This window comes from Thermoanaerobacter thermocopriae JCM 7501 (assembly GCF_001310975.1).
GTDB classification, from domain to species: domain Bacteria; phylum Bacillota; class Thermoanaerobacteria; order Thermoanaerobacterales; family Thermoanaerobacteraceae; genus Thermoanaerobacter; species Thermoanaerobacter thermocopriae.
Genome location: NZ_BAZY01000026.1, coordinates 13,454 through 33,768 on the forward strand (window position 1 = coordinate 13,454; position 20,315 = coordinate 33,768).

Here is a 20,315-nt window from a genome sequence, read left to right on the forward strand (position 1 = left end):
TATCGCCCCTCATTTACTTTAGCTTAGCTCTAATCAACCAAAACAATATTAGGAGGAGTTTCGCCTTTTAAAACTGCAATTACATTATCAACAGCAGTATTACCCATTCGTTTATTTGATTCAACAGTTGTTCCACCAATATGAGGTGTTAATATAACATTAGGTAAGTCAAAAAAAGGCAAATGCCTAGGAGGTTCAAAATCATATACATCAGTAGCATACCCCTTTAAAGTTCCATCTATCAAAGAGTTGTAAAGAGCTTCATTATCAATAAGTTGACTCCTAGCAGTATTAATCATAATAGCACCTTTTTTTATTAATTTAAATTTATCTGCATTAAGAATATTTAATGTATCGTTGGTTAATGGTAAATGCAAACTTATAAAATCTGCTTCTGATAAAAGTTCCTCTAGCCCTACATACTTTACTCCTAGCTCCAAAGCTAATGGATTTTTTTTGATATCATATCCTAAAATATTCATATCATATCCAGTAGCTCTTTTTGCCACTGCAGTACCTATTGCACCAACTCCGATAATTCCAATAGTTTTTTTACTTAAACTTATACCAACTGGTTTAATCCACTTACCATTTTTTGTATCAGTATTTGCTTGATAAAGCCCACGAGCAAGCATATGAAGTAATCCAAAAGCTAAATCAGCAACTTCTTCGCTATTAGTGCCAGGAGCATTAGTAACAATAATGCCCAATTGATTCGCAGTTTTAACGTCGATGCTATCTACTCCTACTCCATGTTTTGCAATAATCTTGAGTTTCTTACATTTTTTGATAACATCCCCTGGAACTTTATCATTTCCTACTATCAATGCATCCGCATCAGAAGCATATCTTATTATTTCTTCATTTGTAAAAGGTCTTCCAAAAGGATTAAGTATAACTTCACAACCAAATTCTTCGAGACGTTCTACTGGTTCTTTGTTAATTTTTCCAAATGTAACTGCTGTACTAACAACTTTCCATTTTTTCATTTATAGAACCCTCCCTTATTTTTGTAAATTAGGTTATAAAGGAGTACATAACCCCTTTATAACCTTTCCCTTTTTTATCTAATTACTAAAATTATTTTCTATTATCTATTCTCACTAGTTCCATCCTCAGCATAACCAAATGCCCTATACCATGCGGTAGGATTTTTCTTAAAAGAGAACAATATTACAAAAATACTGACATACAGTACAATAAGCCCTATAGGCGTTTTACCTAAGAAGTAAAACAAACCATGTAGCGGTCTAATATCTGCACCAACCATAGCTGCTCCTGTTTCAGGTAGCGAAATTCCCAAAGAAGTTACTGTATGGAAGAAAAGTGGAGATCCAGCACTGGAAATATACAAAGTTATAATTAGGCCAACAACTGTAGTAATATAAGAAGCGATAATATTTCCCCCCATAACTGCTGTTACTGCTGAAGCCAGAAAGAAAGGTGTTACACCTAAATCCGCTAGCATTAGAAACTTATTACCAGGCAAAAGAAATACAAGAGGAACAGCAGTTATCATAGTTAATAATCCTGTTGTAATAACGTCTGGATGCCCTACAGTAAGAGCCGAATCCATCCCAAAGTTTAATTCTCTTTGAATTCCCTTTCTCGAAAGAATATCTCTTACCCTCTCGTTAAGAGGAACAAATCCCTCTAAAAGAGCACCAGTTGCTTTAGGATATAGATAGATATAAGCGCCTGTTCCTATACCTAAAGTGAGAATTTGTGACCAGGTCTGAATATCTCCTAATCGATTGCCCCATGCAAGAAATCCTATAATGGAGGAAATTATAAAACCTATTACAACGGAATCTCCTAGTATACCAAATTTTTCTTTAACAGTTCGAGAACTAATTTGCAACTTGGTTAATCCAATTTTGGTAAAAAGCCATTTAAAAGGAGGAGCTAATAATACAGCACCTTGTCCACTAGCATGTGGGAAAGAAAGCCCTGGTAGATTAAAAAATTTTTGCATCGTAGGCGCTGTAATATCAGCAATTACAAGAAGAAATATCTCAATAGCTACTGCAGCTAAAATACCAAACCAGAGATTATTTGTTGCATAGTATGTCATACTGCCAACAAAAGCCCAATGCCAAAAATTCCATATATCTAAGTCTAAAGTATTTGTCCAACGTAGTAAAAGCATTATAAGATTAACACCTATGCCAATCGGAATAATTAATGCTCCAATTTTTGTTGAATATCCTACAGCCGCTAAGAGGGCCCATCCAGTATCAACATAAGGTAAGTGAACTCCTTTTGTAGTAATCATATCTGAAACAGCTTTTCCGACTGCTCCAAGAAAATATGGATTAAGAATTGATATCAATCCATTAAGCCCAATACCTATATAAAGGGCTGACCTTATGGCTTTTGAAAATTTTACTCCCAGGATTAATTCAAGAATTAGTATAAAAATAGGGAGTAGAACAGCAGCTCCAAAAGTTTTCACAAGCACCGCAAACATTTTTCTTTACCTCCTTATTTATGTTAATTTTTGTTAATGATTTCTAAAATTTGATTAAATACTTGCTCTCTACCTATACCTGTTAAGAACGGAACACCACTTATAACAGGAATTTCTACATCCAATGAAGTTCCTGCCGTAGAAACTACAAAATCAAAATTGCCATCTTTAGTCATCCTTTCCACATCCATTACTCTACCTTGCACAAACTCAGCTTTTATTCCCCTTTTTTCTAATTCCTCTCTCAAAGAAACAAATACCACTGTTGAAGTTGCTACACCATCTGCACATACCACAAGTACACGAACTTTTTTATTCTTTTCTGTGGTTTCCATCTTATCCCACCTCCTTTCTTCTTAATTATTTACTGCCAAGTACTATATAATAGATACAGGATATTGTAATTTTCTAAATTTTGTGTTTTTGACTTACTTTATTTAATTTTCATACGAAATATTTTTTATAACTTTTATTATTTCTTTTCCACTTTCTGCCATCATTAGTTCTTCAAGTAATGACTCATTTTGGATTAATTGAACTATTTGTTGTAACATTTTAACCTGTCCACCACTTTCATTCAAGGCTATCATAAATACTATATTTACATTTACATCTTGCTGTGGATTAGCCATGTTTTTAAATACAATTGGTTTTGATAAAGTAGCCACTGCAACAGCTGATTTTAAAACGTGCTCTACATCAGTATGAGGCAGCGCTACATTATATTTATTTAGAAGTAATCCTGTCGGAAAAGACTGCTCTCGTTTTTTTATTCCTTCCAAAAAACTTTCTTTTACATATCCATTTTTTAATAGTAACTCATACAATCTTTTAAATACTTCTTCTTGACTATTAGCTTTCATTTTGGGAATAATCAATTCTTCATGAAGAAACTCTGAAAAGTTCATTATTGTTTCCTCCTTGATTAAAATGTCTGCTTTTATATCTCGCAAATATCGTGCCAATTATTCGGCTGATATTGTATTCTTTAAAATTATATCTTTTATTTTGTGTTGGGCTTTTAGCTCTTTTCAAAGCATCTATGATTTTTTCATCCGTCATAACTTTATATAAGTAAAACATATAATCCTTTGAATCTTCCTTTAGCGCTATCATAAACACTAAATCTGCTTTAAATTCTCCTTCCCAATAAATAGGCTCTTTTAATTTTGCAATCGCTATGGCAGGTTTTGTGACATGTTCTGGATAACCGTGGGGTATCGCAATTCCTCCTTTTAAAATAGTAGCCCCCATTGACTCTCTTTTATATACACTTAGTAAGAACCTTTCATCTACATAGCCTTTATCTTGCAATATCTCCACCAATTTATCTATAACATCGCTTTTCATAGACGTATCTAAATCATACAAAATAAGGTCTTCCTGTATTACTTCTTTTAAAGGATTTTTCTTCTCTAAATTAACAATTTTTTTAAGCTTTTCAATCCCCTCTCCATTTAAAACTTCTTCTACAGATATAAAAGGTATACTTTTTATACCGGGATTTATTGTACCAACAAAAGCTACCATTTCATTTTCTTCTCTTATTTTTGAAATTTCTTTTTCAATATCTTCCTGCCTGAGCATTCCAACAGGTATTATTTTGTAATTACCTTTTAGTTGTGGTAAGACATCTTCAATATATTTCTTTATTTTTAATGCTGTTCCCTCTCCTGTAATACATACAGTTACAATCGCTTTTGGAAGTTTATCTTTACTCTTTATACCTTCAACTCTTCCTATATACGTTTTATCTACGTCTAACGCATCTGCTATTTCATCTAAATTAGTATCCGGTATAATAGCTCTTCTGACAGCTTCCAACACCATAACCGTGTCTACTCTTCCTACCACTCTTGTAGGTATTCCTGTCCGTTTAGTTATAATTTCACCAAAAGTGATAAGCGAGCCCATGTCAACTAAAATAATGCAACCTTTGCCTTCATTTATTTTTTCAACAACTTCAATCGTTCTTTCAAGGGCAGATTCAGGACTTTCATCCAACGCCATATCTATACCAACCGCATGATTTACCCCTAAAAGTTTGTTAACCACTTCCGCCATGCCACTTGCAACATGGCCGTGCGTAAGCACAACGACACCTACCCTGCCCTTTACTATTTCTTTTTCGCCTGAACGTCCTCAAATACATGGCAATAAAGCCTATTTCTTCCTCTGGCAACTCAATGCCTAATTCTTTCTCTATTTGTTTTGCCATTATTTTAGCGGTAGAATACTCCGCGGGATATTCTCTTATAATATTTTCTAATTGTGGGTTGATTATAGGCTTGCCGCTTAATATTCTTTCATAAGTTGCACTTAAATGGATAGCAAGTGAGTAAAATAAGTTTTCTTCTAACCTACTAAAGCTTTTTTTAGCAATTTCATAAGCTTTTTCAGCCGCCTCCACAATTTTTTCTCCTACTATCCCTTTTAAATCCTTTTTTGAAATTGCGACGTTGGATTTGACATTTATAGCAAACCTTTTTAACTCCTCTTCTATTTCTTTCCCCACAATTTTATCTATTTCTTCTTTGGTAAGGCCTTGATTTTTCAAGTCAATAAACCTTTCTTCTATAAATTGATATATTTCATCCGGAAGCATGTATCTGTCTTCTTTTGGATACAACTTATTTTCCTTGTCAGGATGTACCCAAACATCTTCATTTGAGTACTTTTCAATTTCAGGGCTTCTCTTGCTTACTCTGATTATTCCCATCTTTACATGGTTTGGTAAGTCTGAAAGGTTTATTGTCAATGAAGAATCTTTACTTCCCATGGAGTTCAAAAATGCTCTGGCACAAGCAACCTGGATGTCGCTTCTTAATTGCCCAATATTACCGGGACAGTCATAAAGCATAAGAGCTCTTACTGCCTCTTTTTTTATGATAATTGGTTTGTTAATCCTAAAAGACTCTTTGGAGAAAAAGTTATATATGATTTCGTACCTTTCTTGCGGAGGTCTATCAGCTAAAGAAGGCAGTTCTATCAAGACAGGAATTCTTCGTCTAAAAGTAAGCAACAAAGAAGACTCTGGATTTTCTGTGGTTGCAGCAATTAGCATGATTTGAGCCTCACGAGTGCTTTCTGTCTCTCCCAATCTTCTAAATTTTCCTTTATCAAGAATAGAAAAAAGTATCTCTTGCCCTTCACTGGGAAGCCTGTGAACTTCATCTAAAAACAATATACCGCTATTAGCTTTTTCTACCAATCCTGCTTTAGGAGCATCCGCACCTGTAAAAGCCCCTTTAACATAGCCAAAAAGCTGGGACATGAGAAGCTGAGGATTGTCCGCATAATCAGCACAGTTAAAAACCACAAAAGGCGCATTTTTATTAAATCGTCCAGACTCTATGGCGAAACTATACATTGCTTCTGCAAGCTGGCTTTTACCAGATCCTGAAGGCCCAACTATTAAAGTGTGAAGCCCATGAGGAGGATATAAAACAGCAGCTTTTGCAAGGCTTATCTGAACCCTAAGACTTCCTTCACTGCCAATGATATCTTTAAAGGACAATGTATCTTTATTGGAATTATGGTCTTTATCAACCTTCTGTTTTTCAGCGTTTTGGAAAATTTCTGATTTAACTAGAGTTTTACTACTTTCGCTTTTTAAAATTTCTTTTTTTATTTGTGCAGCCACAAAGCGAGAAATGTTGTATCCTAAATTATTTAACTCTTTTGTCAAATTTCTATCTGAAATATTTGGGTCCTTTGAAATTATTTTTCTTGCATCTTCTAAAAGGTAAGGTTTTCTTCTTTCTCTTGAGTCAGGAATATTATTTTTTAGTCTAAATTGTGTCACATCTTCTCTTTTAATATTGAGAATTGATGCTATTTGTTCATCTGTTAAAGGATTTCTTCTATCTTCTTTTTGTATAATTTCAAAATTCTATCAATCATGGCGACATGCCTCCCTTCCAATGTACATTATGCAAAAAATATACCATAAATATGGCATGAATTGTAGCGGAATATTTAGTTAAATTGCATAAGTTGTGAACAAAAGTTTTTAGATAAAATAAAAAAGACCTTAATAGGTCTTATGGCATAAAAAGTATGGTAGCATTTGTATTAGTCTTTAAGTTAAGCCCTTATTGGATAAAAAATCTTTTGGTGATATTGCTTTGTTAGTTATTTTTTGAAATTTCTCATCTCTTGTAATAATCAAATCACCTTTTAATTTTTTCAAGCATTGCATTTGTAAAGCATCTTCTAAATCTCTAAACTCCTTAAAATTCATTGCTTTCTTTATATCATGTTTTGTTATACTCACTACTTCTACTATACTTAACAAAGCTTCTAATGCTTTTATGCTTTCATTGTGAGAAAGGTTTTTATTTATGAAATAATATATATCCGTAATTGAAAAAGCAGCTAAATAAGCATTTATCTTTTTTTCTTCCGCTAATTTTAATATGTTATAAGCATCTACATCAAAGGGAGTTCTTTTTAATAAAACATCAAGAATAACGTTAGTATCAATTAACACTTTCATCATTTAACCTATTATACCCATATTGTTATTTAACGGGTAATCTTCCCTCCCCTTTAATTGTATTTATTTCTTATTCTTTCTTCCCGTATTTGCTCAGCAGATATATTTTTGTTAGGATAGTCAGATAAAATTCCATACAAAAAATCTGCATTTGGTGTACCTTCTTTTTTTTGCTGGAATAAGTTTTGCAACTTCACGGCCATTTTTCGTTATAATAATTTCTTCCTTATCAACTAATTCTAAATACTTGCCGACTCTTGTTTTGAATTCTGTAGCGCTTACTCTCATTCTTACCACCTCTTTCACTATTTTTATTTACTATATTATCATATTATTCAATTTGATTATATTATCCAATATAGAAATAGTCAATATGCAAAAAACATAAATAACCATTTCTTTAACTTATATATTAGAACAAATATCATAAAAAAACTACCTAAGTTCCATAAAAGCTGCCATGCTGCCTGTTATGCCTTTGTCTCTTCTGTAGGAATAAAATTCACTATTGCAATGGGTGCACATTTGGCTAACTGTAATGTTTCATCTGGTATGCCAGTATTTATAAGTTCAAAGTAGTTGGCAAGCTGTAAATCCAGCATCCATTTGCCCTCCGCCTTTTTTACAAGAGCTTTTTCCCATTCACCAATAACATCTTTAATTTTATTCGCAACGTCATCACCTACTTCATAGCAGCATTTGTATATAGAAGGGCTATCCCTACAAGTATATCTTTAGGATTTGAACCATATTCTTCATCCATCGCATTAACCGTTTTGGGCCCAATGGAAAGCACTGTACCTCTCCATCCTGCGTGTGCAAGGGCAATAACTTTTTTGACAGGGTCTAAGAAAAACAAAGGCACACAGTCGGCATAAAATGTAACCAGAGGAATACCTCTTTCATTAGTCATAAGGCATCTACACCAGAGATATCACTTTCACCAAAGTTTTTTCCTTTATCCTTTAGAGTCACTTTTCTTATAACATCACCATGAACCTGGTCTGAAAAAACCATATCTTCGTAGGAAAAACCGCCAATATCGCATATTATTTTAAAATTTTCATAGACTTCCTCTTTAGTATCATATCTTTTTAAGCTTAAATTCAAGGAAGCATATTTGCCTTTACTTACACCGCCAATTCTAGTAGTAAAAAGGTGTTTGACAAGTCCTGTCTTTTCAAAAGATGGTATTGTATAAAAAACTACTCCTTTTACTTCATTTCTTTTAAAACCTATTTCCAAAGTATCACTCCTTTTTACTTTTTATGCCATACTAATTATTTCTTTCTTTTTTATCTTTGTCATTTTTCCCCTTTTTCTCATTTTCAATTCCAAAAATTCTATTCGTCCATTTAACAAAAGCTATCAGAACTAATAAAAGCAATATTAGTGTTACCACCGAAATTATGGAAATTATAACAAAATACTTTTCCATTAAATTTCTCTCCTTTATCTCCCGTTAATTTCTCTAATTATTATATTACTACAAACGTTACCAAAAATCATTAAAAATTTTAAAAAAAATAGCAGGATTAACCTGCTACAGTTTGTTGACAAAGTTAAAAAATTTTCAAAGGAGATATTTTGCATCGTCGTTCCGATGTTCCAAAGCGACAAAACTAAAGCTCGACCTTCAGGCTCCGGCAGGGTACCGGCACAATCGGCATCCATGCCTTAAGGTGCCCGCCTCCGCCATCCGTGGCTTCGGCCCTGCCTCCGCCTCGGTCTTGCTAAGTTTTGTTATCGCTTTGTAACAAGTCACTCCTTATGCAAAATATCTCCTTTACGAAAGTTTGTCTACAGTCTGTAGCAGGATTAACCTGCTATTTTAGTTCAATAAGTTCATAATCTCTTGTACCCAAGCCAATTTCTTCGCCGTATTTTAATTGTAGTTCTCCTTTTGTTTCAGGGTGCAAAGCTTTAAATTTGTCTTCTCCAGGATTCATGCCATATCCCGCTTCTTCTAAAGCTGTACCTTTATGACCAAATTGTTGATTTACAAGGTCATAGCTTGCCTGGTCTATAGCAACAGGGTCAAAGGAAGCCAATATTCCTATATCAGGAACAATCGGCGCATCACTCCAAGGAGTGCAATCGCAAAGGGGCGTAACATTCATGATAAAGTTTATAAAAGCAATTTTGTCTTTTTTTGTAGAATAAGCGCCATATGCATATTCTGTCATTCTCTCCACAAAAGCATCCATATCAGTTCCCCATTGAGGCTTTATGACCCCATATTGGCAAATGGATACGCATTCCCCACACCCTATACATATAGAAGGGTCAATATAAGCTGAACCATTAACCAAAGATATCGCATTTACGGGGCAATTCCTTATGCACATTTGACAGGCAGTACATCCCTTTCCTACAACAGGCTGCACTGTTGAATGCTGCTGCTGTTTTCCTGCCGCAGGTGCACACCCCATAGCTAAGTTTTTGATGGCTCCTCCAAAACCAGCCAATTCATGACCTTTAAAGTGTGACATTACAATCATTGAGTTTGCAAAAAAAATATTTGAAGCAATTTTTACAGTATCAAAATGTTTTTTGTCAATTTTCACTTCTACAGAGTCTTTACTTAAAATGCCGTCAGCAATTATTATTGGTGCATTTACAACAGCATATGCAAAACCATTTTCAATTGCTGTTGTCAAATGGTCAACTGCATTTGAACGACTACCTTTGTAAAGAGTATTTGTATCTGTTAAAAAGGGCTTTCCCCCATAACTCTTGATTTTATCAACCACTTTTCTTACATATATAGGGTTGATGTAAGCGTTGTTTCCCTTTTCTCCAAAATGAATTTTTATAGCTACCAAGTCATTTTTATCAATAATGTTTTTAAAACCTGCTACATCAAAAATTCTCGCTACTTTGGAGGACAAACTACTGCTGGCTTTATTCGCTCTCAGATTGTAAAAATATACCTTTGATTTCATGATATCACCTCATTTATAAAATTAATTTTTTACAAATTTAGAATTTACAAATCTTATGCCTTTTTTAAAATAGGAAAAAGCAGACCTATCAATAACCAATACAATAACCGAGTAAATTATAGCCCCTGCTAATATAGTTATAAACAGGGCTATAGCCTCATAAATTCTTTTGTCTGACGGCATTTTAACAATAAAATTATTATACATAAAATGCACTAGTACCCCCATTACAATTGATGCCAACATTGCTCTTATAAAACTCATAAACATGTATTTTCCATCTATTTTCCCTACTTTTCTTTTTAAAGAATAAAATAAAAGAAAAGTAGCAAATATAGCCGCAATAGAAGTAGAAAGTGCAAGTCCTCCTAATTTTAAATATCTTACCAAAATTAAATTAAGTGCAATATTTAATAATACAGCCATGGCACCATTTATCATTGGAGTTTTTGTGTCTTTCATAGAGTAAAAACTTCTACTTAAGACATCTCTCAGGCCATATGCAGTCATTCCTATCGCATAATAAAAAAGGGCAATTGAAGTAAGATATGTTGAATTCTCATCAAAAGCTCCTCTTTCAAATAATACTTTTATTATAGGCATTCGGAGTACCATTGCCCCGACTGATACAGGTATTAATATATATAAAATACCACTCACTGCAAAATTTAAACTTTTTAGAAAACCTTCTGTGTCATCAGCTACTGAATGCTTAGATAAAACAGGATATATGACAGTTGCAATTGCTGTTGAAAAAATACCTAGCGCAAACATATTAAGCCTATTGGCATAATTCAATGCAGCAATACTCCCATCAGGCAAAAAAGAAGCTATAACTCTATCTACATACACATTTATAGTTTGTATACCTGTTCCCATAAGTACAGGCATTGCTAATAAAACGACCCTTTTTACTCCTTCATCTTTGAAATCTACTTTCACCCTAAATCTATAACCTAATTTGTACAAAACAGGTAATTGCATTAATGCTTGTAGAAAAGTAGCAATAATAATAGAATAAGCTACTGCTGTAATTCCAAATTTGTCTCCATATAAAATTGCTACCGTTATTACGATAATATTGTAAGGGATGCCTATCATAGCTGGAATAGTGAAATGTTCCATAGACTGAAGAGCACCAGTGAAAATATTAGATGCAGCAATGAACACCATTGTAGGTAATAATATAGTTGTAAGTTTTACTGTCAACTCAAATTTTTCCCCTGTAAAAGCTGGCGCCACAAACTTTACCAGATAAGGCGCAAATAAAAAGCCTAAAATAGTTAAAATTATAGTCGCTAATAAGACTATCCCTAGCAAATTGTTTATAAAATCAAATGCCTTCCGTTTTCCATCTTTTTGAAAGTATTCCGTAAATATTGGTACAACAGTAGTAGCTATTGCTGCAGTCACCGCTGCAAAAAGTATCATAGGTATAACAGTTGCCATATTGTATACATCCATGGAAACAGAGGTACCAAATTGGAAAGCTAAAGTCATATCTCTCAAAAATCCAAATACTTTACTCAGTAGAGTTATTATCATTATGATGCCAGCTGCTTTTACAGTTTTTTTAGCTGTCGACATATATTCAACTCCTACCCCTCTTCAGTCATTATAAACATAAGCTCTGTAGTAGCTGCAATTTCATCTCCAACTTTTGCAATACCTTTAGCTTTAACAAGTCCCATCTTTATAGAATCTATCAAAACCTCTAAAACAAGTTGGTCACCAGGCCTTACCACTTTTTTGAAACGACATTTATCAATACCTGTAAAAAGCCCTAATTTGCCTCTGAATTCTTCTATATTCATAACAGCAATACCGGCTACTTGCGCCAATGCCTCAATAATAAGAACTCCTGGCATTATAGGGTTGTCTGGAAAATGCCCTTGAAAAAAAGGTTCATTAGCCGTCACATTTTTTATTCCAACAGCTTTTTTCCCTTCTTCGATTTCTATTATTCTATCCACCAATAAAAAGGGTATCGGTGTGGAAGAATTTTTTTTATGTCCTTGTTTTCCACCCTATGTTTCACCCCTTTTTAGCCAAATTATAAGAATAAACAAAGCAAATAGCTTATCATTGATTATATCACAAAAAAATGAAAAATAAAAAGGGCAAGCGCCTTGTGCGTGTCAAAAGTTAGTAGGTAAAAATAATAGCTTTTATACTTTTTTAGAAAGTTGATTATACATTTGTTCCGCAAGTCCAAAAGAGCCATTTTGAGCTAACATCTCCGCATATTTATCATATAACATAGAGGTAAAAACATCATTTGCAAGACTATCTCCTGTCAAAGGGTCCTCTGGAATTGTCTTTCTCATCTCATTTAACATAATCCCTATAAAAACTGCCTCTAACTGCTGACACGCTTCTTTAAGTTTTTGCTGGTCTTTATCTTTTATCGCCTGTTGAATTATTCTCTCAAAATCACTACTGTGCTTTTGTAAATAAATCTGTAAGTTATTTATATTAATATTATCTACAGGATTTATTTCCATGTAAAGTCATTCCTTTCAATAAACTATCTTCTCAAATTATTTGCAATTCCAAGCATTTCATCAGCTGCTTGGATAGCTTTTGAATTTATCTCATAAGCTCTTTGTGCGGCAATCATGTCCACCATTTCCTTCACCACTTGGACATTTGAGGTCTCTAAAAATCCTTGCATAACTTTACCCATTCTTCCTTCAAAGTCATCTCTTGTGCCAGGCTGTCCTGACGCTTCTGTTGGCTCATATAGATTATTACCAACACTTAAAAGCCCCTGCGGATTGACGAAATTGTATATTCCTAAAGTAGCTACTTCTCGAGTAGTTCCATTAGCATTCTTTACGCTTATTACTCCTAAAGGTGATACCGAAATATCTTTCTCAGTCCTGTCAAAAACTATAGGATTCCCTCTGTCATCTAATACAGGATAACCGTCAGCAGTCACTAACATCAAAGTGTTACCGTCCGCACTTAGTTTGAAACTTCCATCCCTTGTGTAATAAACTGTGCCATCAGGCCCCAGTACAGCAAAAAAGCCTTCTCCATCTAATGCCAAATCTAAAGGATTATCTGTCTGCTGGAGACTTCCTTCAGTAAAATCTTTTACAATTGCCGAAGGTCTCACACCTACTCCTACTTGCATATTGACAGGTCTGCCTTGTCCACCATATATGTTTTCTCTTTGCAAAGTTTGGTATATTAAATCTTTAAATTCTGCCCTATCTCTTTTAAAAGCTGTAGTATTCACATTTGCGAGGTTATTCGCAATAACATCCACATTAAGCTGTTGAGCCGTCATACCAGAAGCCGCAGACCACAATGCCCTCATCATAATTTTCTACCTCCTTATGGTTTGTTATACTTTCCCAACTTCATTGACAGCTTTTCCAAGAGTCTCATCAAAAGCAATTACAACTTTTTGATTCGATTCATAATTTCTCATCACGCTTATCATATTTACCATTTCCTTAACTGAATTGACGTTTGACTGCTCTAAAAAACCTTGTTTTATTCTCCCTGTTGCAGGAATAACTTGTACATTGGCACTGTTATCTATAAAAAACAAATTATTGCCCTCTTTTCTTAAACCATCATAATTATCAAAATCCACAATTCTAAGCCTGTCCACCAATTGACCATTATTTTTAATGTTACCCATCTCGTCCACTGAAATGTCTCCTTGTGATAACTCAATTGGGCCATTTTCTCCTTGCACAATATATCCTTCTTGTGTGACTAAATATCCATCGTTTGATAAAACAAAAGAACCATCTCTTGTATATCTTTGACCATTGGGGGTATCTATCACAAAAAAGCCATTTCCATCTATTGCAAAGTCTAACTTACCATTGGTTTGAGTAAAACTCCCTTCTTCAAAATTTGTATGAAAAGTGTCAATTAATATCCCGTAATCCACCTTTCCAATTTTCCCATCAGGCGGTACGTTATCGCCACCGTATCTTGTTACTTCAAAATTTGGAAAAGAAGAAGTAATTACTATATCCCTTTTATACCCTGTAGTATTGACATTTGCAAGGTTATTTGTTAAAACATCCATTATCTTTGTCTGAGTAACCATACCAGAAGAAGCAGCATAAAGCCCTCTCAACATAAAAATCACCTTCTTAATTTATTTGATTTTGTATACATCAATTATAGTCTCTGATTTTTCTAATAATTCAAGAGAATCCAATGCTTTTCCCGTACCTAAAGCGACACAACTTATAGGGTCATTTGAAAGATATACAGGTGTATTCATCCTTTCCCTTAAAAGTCTGTCCATTCCTTTAAGCAATGCTCCGCCCCCTGTAAGTACTATACCTTTGTCGCTTATGTCCGCTGCTAATTCAGGAGGAGTTCTTTCTAATACACTGTGTACAGCTGCAACAATTTCTTCAAGGGGCTCTTTTAATGCTTCACATATTTCACTGGAAGTCACTTCTACATTTTGTGGCAAACCGGATATTAAACTTCTTCCTTTTACTAGCATTTTCTCTTCTTTGCCATCAAAGTAGGCAGTACCTATATTTATTTTTATTTCTTCTGCCATTCTTTCTCCTATTATCATCTGATGTTTTTTTCTCATGTGTCTTATAATTGCTTCGTCAAAATTATCACCTGCTACTTTAATACTTTTAGACACCACTGAACCCCCTAAAGAAATTACAGCTATGTCAGTGGTGCCTCCCCCAATATCTACAATCATATTCCCACTTGGTTGTGATATGTCTAACCCTGCTCCTATCGCTGCCGCAATAGGTTCCTCAATAAGATAAGCTTTTCGCGCTCCTGCGTGTATTGCTGCATCAATGACAGCTCTTTTTTCTACCTGTGTTATGCCACTTGGAATACAAATCATTATTTTGGGCCTTACTAAAGACCGTCCTTTGCAGGCTTTGTTTATAAAATACCGGAGCATCTTTTCTGTAACGTCATAGTCAGAAATTACTCCAGCCCGCAGAGGCTTTATAGCCAATATATTCCCTGGCGTCCTGCCTACCATCCTTTGGGCTTCTTCGCCAACTGCAAGAATTTTATTAGTATTTCTATCCATTGCTACAACTGATGGTTCTTTTAAAGCAATTCCTTCCCCTTTGATGTAGACAAGGACAGATGCCGTGCCAAGGTCAATTCCGATATCCTTAGAGAATGCAAACATCTAAACACACCTTTCTTATGTATTTCGACAAAAATGGCATCTATTTAAATTATCGACAATGATGCCGAAATTTTTAATTTATTATCAATTTATTAATTCGCTATAAATTTACAAAATCCTCTTTTATTTTCTTAAAATTTGTTGTTCATTTTTTGATATTTCATTTTAGTGGCCTTTCCGCCTCTTATATGCCTTTCTGCTTTATTTTTGCTTAGAATCTCTCTTACTTCTTTATATAATTCAAAATTTATATCGGGAAGTCTTTCTGTCACATCTTTGTGAACTGTGCTTTTGCTAACTCCAAAAAACTTTCGCAGCTTCTCTCACTGTTGCTTTATGTTCAATTATGTATTTTGATATTTCCAGTGTTCTCTCTTCTATGTAATCTTTCAAAACCAAAACCCCCTTTGGATTTTCAAATCTCATTAATATGTATATGCCAAAACGAAGCTATTAGAATCTTTATAAATACAAAAAAAGACTTGAATACAGTAAGTATTCAAGTCTTAGACTGTATACAAACTTTCGGAAATTGGATATTTTGCATAAGGCACGACTTGTGACAAAGCGTTAACAAAACTTAGCGAGGCCGAGGGCGGAGGCAGGGCCGAAGCCAAGGATGGCGGAGGCGGGCACCTGAGACAGGAGGTCGAATGTGCCCGGGACCCTGCCGGAACCCGAAGGTCGAGCTTAGTTTTGTCGCTTTGGAACATCGGAGTGACGATGCAAAATATCCTATTTTAAAAAATTTTTACTTTGTCAACAAGCTGAGACTTGAATACAGTAAGTATTCAAGTCTTTTTTACAGGTATTTTTATTCAAAATAGGCTATTGGGTCAACAGGCGTTCCATTTTCTAAAAGTTCAAAATGTAAGTGAGGACCTTCACTAACTTCAAACCTTGCCGATTCCCCTATTTTACCTATTTGCTGTCCTTTTACTACTTTTTCTTGTTGTTTTACCAAAATCTCATCCTCTAGATTTGCATACCGCGTTTCCCATTTTCCATTTTTTATAACAACAGTATTCCCTAATTTTGGATCTTTATATACTTTTGCCACAATTCCATCCATGGCTGCCAATACAGGTTCTCCTAGCTTTGAGCCAATATCTATACCTTTATGAGTTGTCCATTCTTGAAGGGTTTTTGAAAACACAAGCTTGTCTTTGGCAAATTCTAATATTATGTCTCCATTTACAGGCTTTAGTAAAACTAATTTTGCAGAAGATAAATCGTTATCTTTTTTTATAGTAGAGGTATTGGCTTGCCATAACAGTTGTTACTTTGCTGTTTTCTAAACTATCACTTTTACCTGAACTTTTAACTTCATCGTTTTCTGCCACAGGTTGAAAGTTTTCTTTCGTTTGTTGACTGATAACAGCTGTAGAATTATTTTGTTGTTCTTTTTCTTTTTGAGCTTGTGCTAGTTCTTTTTCATAACTCCAATCACTTTCAATAGCCGAATTAATTTCTTCCTGCTGTGCTTTTCTGAGTTCTTCTAATTTTTTTTAAATTATTATTAGTGACATATATTGAGGTAGCAGCTATCACTACTATGGATAAAAATAATATTATGTAAAAACCCTTTCTATCAAAAAATCTTATTAACTTCTCCCTGTTTATTCTCACATTTTTCACCTCCAAATGGTATTTTAACCATTAGCCTAACTATTTATACAAAAAATACAGCACTTTATCAGTGCTGTATTTTCAATAAATCTTCAATTTTTACTATTTCTACTCCTGTATAATAATATTTCAATATTTCATCAAACTTTTTGCCTTGTTTTGCCAACGCATTTGCTCCATATTGACTCATTCCCACTCCGTGACCATAACCTATGACGGTTATTACAATGTTATTTCCTTGTGCTTTAAAGTTAAAATTTGTAGAATTTAAATCAAATATTTCCCTTATCTCTTCTCCACCAAAAGTCATATTACCTATTTTCAACGTTTTAATGTGCCCGGCTTGAGTCCTTTCAACATCTTTTATTTGATTTAAAATATCGCTATTATCTAATTTCAAAGAAGGTTTTTTTTGCTTTAATTTATTTATAAATTCCTCTTTTGACATTACAACAGTAGTTTTATATTTTGAGGCTACTTCTTCTCCCGGCGAAACAACACTTCTTAAATAGGGTATTTTACTCTGCCATACATCCTCGGAATTCTCTGTTTTTCCCCCACTTATAGCATGATAAGCCGGTACAATCAAAGCATCATTGTAAACTAATACAAGTTCTTCTGTATCTGCTACCGCTTGTGATATTTTTACATAATATTTGTCAAAATTTTCTCCCCATTTTTGCCTCAACTCCTCCTCCGATTGCCATGCTTGGCAATGTTCAGAATCGGTACACACATCAGCTCCTGGATGTAGCTGGCAACCCTTGCCTCCTAAAACTATTTCTTTCGAGAGTACATAAGTTCTCGCTGTAACAGCTTGTGCCTTTAGTGCCTCTATTTCAAATTCCGCAGGCATTTCCGCTGCAACTACCCCTTTTACGTACTCCTCCAAATCAATTTTTTGAATTTTATTTTGATTTGTTATAAATACATTTACTGTATGATAATCTTTATTATTCAAATTATCTACTTTTACCAGATTCCCTCCATTAATGAGTTTGACCTCATTTTCAGGTGTGGAAGAAGTTCTGTGAGGATTAAAACCAAAAACTATTATAGAAGGTAAAATTATTAAGCTAAAAAATATTAAAAAAACCCCGTAAATGGCATATTTCATTTTTCCCCTCCAAATCTTATATACTCAATAAAATATATGCGAATATGTATACCTTTATTCTATTATTCTATTTCATAAATAAGCAAGAGACTCCTTATAGAGTTTCAGTAGGTAACTAAATAGAACTGCCATTTTGTACAGTTACACCCCACAGGACCAGTACTTACTGTAAAAAGGCGTAGTAACTTGTATAGCCCGCTGGTTTTCTTTAAGGCCAGCCAAACTGACACTTTGTACACTTCTTGTCACAACTTTGCTAAATTTTACTTTGTTTGTATCGTATTAGATCGCCCACGGTATATATTGTGACATTAATAAGTGTATAAAGTTGTATGGGTTATGGTAATACCTTGAGGAATAATTGTAATAAGCACAGAACCGCTTTGTGAAATAAATTTAAAAAAGACTAAACGTTAGTAAAAACAAAAAAATAGCTGCTTTAAAGCAGCCTACATTGGGTTGGGGGTGCAGAATATATTAAATTTTATGGGGAAAAGGGGAATCATTCTTACATTTTAAATTATATTATATACTTTTGCTACTTTAAATAGGACTTAAGTCTCATTTTTTGTTATTTTTATATTTTTTTATACATATATCGACTTACTTCTCATGGGAAATTACATACCCTATCATTTTGTCTCCATCTAAATAAGCATCAAATCGTCCTTCAAATATTTTGACAGCCGTGTCGATATATGTCCCTTTCTTAAACCATTCTTCATTGAAAATATTATCTTTATAACCATCAAATACTGGCATGTATAAAATATTGTCAATATCTAAATCAGCAAAAAAGTGAGTTCCATAAGAAAGTTCTGGCATAAAATCGCCATTTTTTATTCCAAGCTCTACAATCATAGCAGCATTAGATATTTCGTTGTATATAACAGGTACCCCCAAATATGGATTGGAAGACCCCCACCTTCCCGGACCTACAAGAATGTATTTGTCTCCTATACTTTTATTGAGTCTACCTATTATTCGCGCAATTTCATGTTTATCTTTATATTGGCTATAAACTTTATGATCTACGTATACTATATATCTTATGTTTTTCAAGATGCCATTTGTAAGCATCCTATCCCCTTTCAACAAGACACATTTTTTTTCAATATCTTTAGGAATGTGGACTTTTCTGAAACTCTCATAAGAACTTAATGGTCGTGTTTGAAGAAGATAAAACTCGTCTTTTTTTAAGTCATAAGCAAATTCAATGTCAACTGCCATTTCCATTTCTTTCTCAAGATATTTAAATAAATTAGAGATTATGCTGAAAAACCCTTTATGCCTCCTCGGAAAGTTTTCAAAGGTAAAAATATATTTATCAAAAACATCATTGCTTTTATTAAGTATATTAATATCCAAAATAGCATTCTCCCTTTTAGAGTATGTTTGTGCAATATCACCTATTTTATCATGATACGTTAAAAATTGCGGCACTTCATTTATGTTATAGGTCTCCACTTCCCCTGTAATTAAATTTAGTACATCAAAAGCTTCCTGAGAATTTTTAGCTATTTCTTTTGGATTATTGCCTTCCGGTCTTAATCTCAGATTAGTAAGGGAAAAAATTCTCGCATATCCTCTACCAGTACACTTTGTACCCAAACCAAAAACTAATCTCACAACTCCGTCCTCTATTTTAATTCTATCGGTCCACCGCCTATAATTTCGAGAAAATCCTACTCCAGAAACTTCTGGATAAAAATATACTCCTTTTTGGGAACCTATTAGTTGTTGCACAATTACCCCCATTAGATCCTTCTGGCCCGGTGCATGCTTTTTTCTGTAAGCAACAGCATCAGGCTGTATACGCTTAAATAAATTTCTTTAATAGCTTTTTCTAGTTGCTTAACTCTTTCTCTATCTGAGCCTCTATTGGGAATAAACGTAGTATAATATTTGCCAGCAAAAGAATATTTTATATTGTCCTCTAATAAAGAGGAAGACCTTATAGCTAAAGGATAGTGCATCTTACTTAAAATTTCATACAATATCTTTTCATATTCTGTGGGAAATTTAGTCTCCCTAAATCTTATTTCTGCTTCATCATAAGGAGTATCTTCTGTTATATCATTTAAATCGTTGTAATCTAAAAACATTTGATAATAGTCAGTAGCTATAAAAAAGCTTTCAGGTATTTTTACACATTGCTTAAAAACGTCGCTATACTTTTCTACTACCTCTTCTGCAAAGCAAAGTCCTGAAGCTTTTCCTCCAATATGGCCTTTTCCAAAAATTCTATCTTCGTTTTTTTTACTTAAGCGAGGGTTGTAATTTTTATATGATAAAGTCTCAGACATTTTTCCACCGCCTATTGAGAACTTTACTCATATCAGCAAGGTATTTTATTCATAATCACTCCTATTGTTTCGCACATACTTAATGTTTTAACTTTATAAAAAATTATAGCACGAGATTATTTAGTAAACAACAAAAACCTCCCACAAATTTTCTTCGTAGGAGGTGGACATTACCATTAAACAACCTATTCTATA

Annotated in this window: 15 protein-coding genes and 6 pseudogenes; all 21 read right to left on the reverse strand. The window is 33.9% G+C overall.

Features of this window, described 5'->3' with window-relative positions; translation table 11 throughout:
- Positions 1–29: 29 nt before the first annotated feature.
- Entirely contained in the window at positions 30–989 is a 960-nt protein-coding gene (locus JCM7501_RS09615; protein WP_028991988.1) for a phosphoglycerate dehydrogenase, read from the reverse strand.
- Positions 990–1,090: 101 nt separating this feature from the next.
- Entirely contained in the window at positions 1,091–2,470 is a 1,380-nt protein-coding gene (locus JCM7501_RS09620) for a PTS transporter subunit IIC (protein ID WP_013149648.1), read from the reverse strand.
- Between the two features lie 23 nt (positions 2,471–2,493).
- Positions 2,494–2,805, reverse strand: coding sequence for a PTS sugar transporter subunit IIB (locus tag JCM7501_RS09625; RefSeq protein WP_013149647.1), 312 nt, complete (start codon positions 2,803–2,805; stop codon positions 2,494–2,496).
- A gap of 102 nt (positions 2,806–2,907) precedes the next feature.
- Positions 2,908–3,378, reverse strand: a complete 471-nt coding sequence (locus tag JCM7501_RS09630; RefSeq protein WP_028991987.1) for a PTS sugar transporter subunit IIA — start codon at positions 3,376–3,378, stop codon at positions 2,908–2,910.
- Positions 3,353–4,564, reverse strand: a complete 1,212-nt coding sequence (locus tag JCM7501_RS16260) for a PTS sugar transporter subunit IIA (protein ID WP_256201361.1) — start codon at positions 4,562–4,564, stop codon at positions 3,353–3,355. The genes JCM7501_RS09630 and JCM7501_RS16260 overlap by 26 nt, the downstream gene beginning before the upstream one ends.
- Complete coding sequence (locus JCM7501_RS16265; protein WP_409373531.1) at positions 4,518–6,353, reverse strand: sigma-54-dependent transcriptional regulator; 1,836 nt, start codon at positions 6,351–6,353, stop codon at positions 4,518–4,520. The genes JCM7501_RS16260 and JCM7501_RS16265 overlap by 47 nt, the downstream gene beginning before the upstream one ends.
- Before the next feature lie 198 nt (positions 6,354–6,551).
- Positions 6,552–6,968, reverse strand: coding sequence for a type II toxin-antitoxin system VapC family toxin (locus JCM7501_RS09640; RefSeq protein ID WP_028991985.1), 417 nt, complete (start codon positions 6,966–6,968; stop codon positions 6,552–6,554).
- 53 nt (positions 6,969–7,021) lie between these two features.
- Positions 7,022–7,256: pseudogene (locus JCM7501_RS09645) on the reverse strand (type II toxin-antitoxin system Phd/YefM family antitoxin).
- Positions 7,257–7,403: 147 nt separating this feature from the next.
- A pseudogene (gene pgeF, locus JCM7501_RS09650) lies at positions 7,404–8,213 on the reverse strand (peptidoglycan editing factor PgeF).
- A gap of 31 nt (positions 8,214–8,244) precedes the next feature.
- On the reverse strand, positions 8,245–8,406 hold the full coding sequence (locus JCM7501_RS13175) for a hypothetical protein (protein ID WP_013149641.1): 162 nt from the start codon (positions 8,404–8,406) through the stop codon (positions 8,245–8,247).
- 388 nt (positions 8,407–8,794) lie between these two features.
- Complete coding sequence (locus tag JCM7501_RS09655) at positions 8,795–9,913, reverse strand: DUF362 domain-containing protein (protein WP_028991982.1); 1,119 nt, start codon at positions 9,911–9,913, stop codon at positions 8,795–8,797.
- Between the two features lie 21 nt (positions 9,914–9,934).
- Positions 9,935–11,500 carry a murein biosynthesis integral membrane protein MurJ gene (gene murJ, locus JCM7501_RS09660; protein WP_013149639.1) on the reverse strand — a complete coding sequence of 522 codons (1,566 nt, stop codon included), beginning with the start codon at positions 11,498–11,500 and terminating at the stop codon, positions 9,935–9,937.
- A gap of 11 nt (positions 11,501–11,511) precedes the next feature.
- Positions 11,512–11,939, reverse strand: a pseudogene (gene fabZ / locus JCM7501_RS09665) (3-hydroxyacyl-ACP dehydratase FabZ).
- Positions 11,940–12,081: 142 nt separating this feature from the next.
- The gene (locus tag JCM7501_RS09670; protein WP_028991981.1) at positions 12,082–12,417 is read right to left on the reverse strand and encodes a rod-binding protein; all 336 of its coding nucleotides are present in this window, start codon (positions 12,415–12,417) and stop codon (positions 12,082–12,084) included.
- 23 nt (positions 12,418–12,440) lie between these two features.
- Positions 12,441–13,241, reverse strand: coding sequence for a flagellar basal-body rod protein FlgG (gene flgG, locus JCM7501_RS09675; protein ID WP_012994318.1), 801 nt, complete (start codon positions 13,239–13,241; stop codon positions 12,441–12,443).
- A gap of 24 nt (positions 13,242–13,265) precedes the next feature.
- Complete coding sequence (gene flgF / locus JCM7501_RS09680; protein WP_028991980.1) at positions 13,266–14,021, reverse strand: flagellar basal-body rod protein FlgF; 756 nt, start codon at positions 14,019–14,021, stop codon at positions 13,266–13,268.
- An 18-nt stretch (positions 14,022–14,039) separates the two neighbouring features.
- Positions 14,040–15,068: a rod shape-determining protein gene (mreB, locus tag JCM7501_RS09685; RefSeq protein ID WP_013149634.1), complete on the reverse strand. Its 1,029-nt coding sequence runs from the start codon at positions 15,066–15,068 to the stop codon at positions 14,040–14,042.
- A gap of 131 nt (positions 15,069–15,199) precedes the next feature.
- Positions 15,200–15,461 (reverse strand): annotated as a pseudogene (gene spoIIID / locus JCM7501_RS09690) (sporulation transcriptional regulator SpoIIID).
- 421 nt (positions 15,462–15,882) lie between these two features.
- Positions 15,883–16,697 (reverse strand): annotated as a pseudogene (locus JCM7501_RS15980) (peptidoglycan DD-metalloendopeptidase family protein).
- Positions 16,698–16,764: 67 nt separating this feature from the next.
- On the reverse strand, positions 16,765–17,814 hold the full coding sequence (gene spoIID, locus JCM7501_RS09700; protein ID WP_028991500.1) for a stage II sporulation protein D: 1,050 nt from the start codon (positions 17,812–17,814) through the stop codon (positions 16,765–16,767).
- 603 nt (positions 17,815–18,417) lie between these two features.
- Positions 18,418–20,120, reverse strand: a pseudogene (locus tag JCM7501_RS09705) (PEP/pyruvate-binding domain-containing protein).
- Positions 20,121–20,315: the final 195 nt, after the last annotated feature.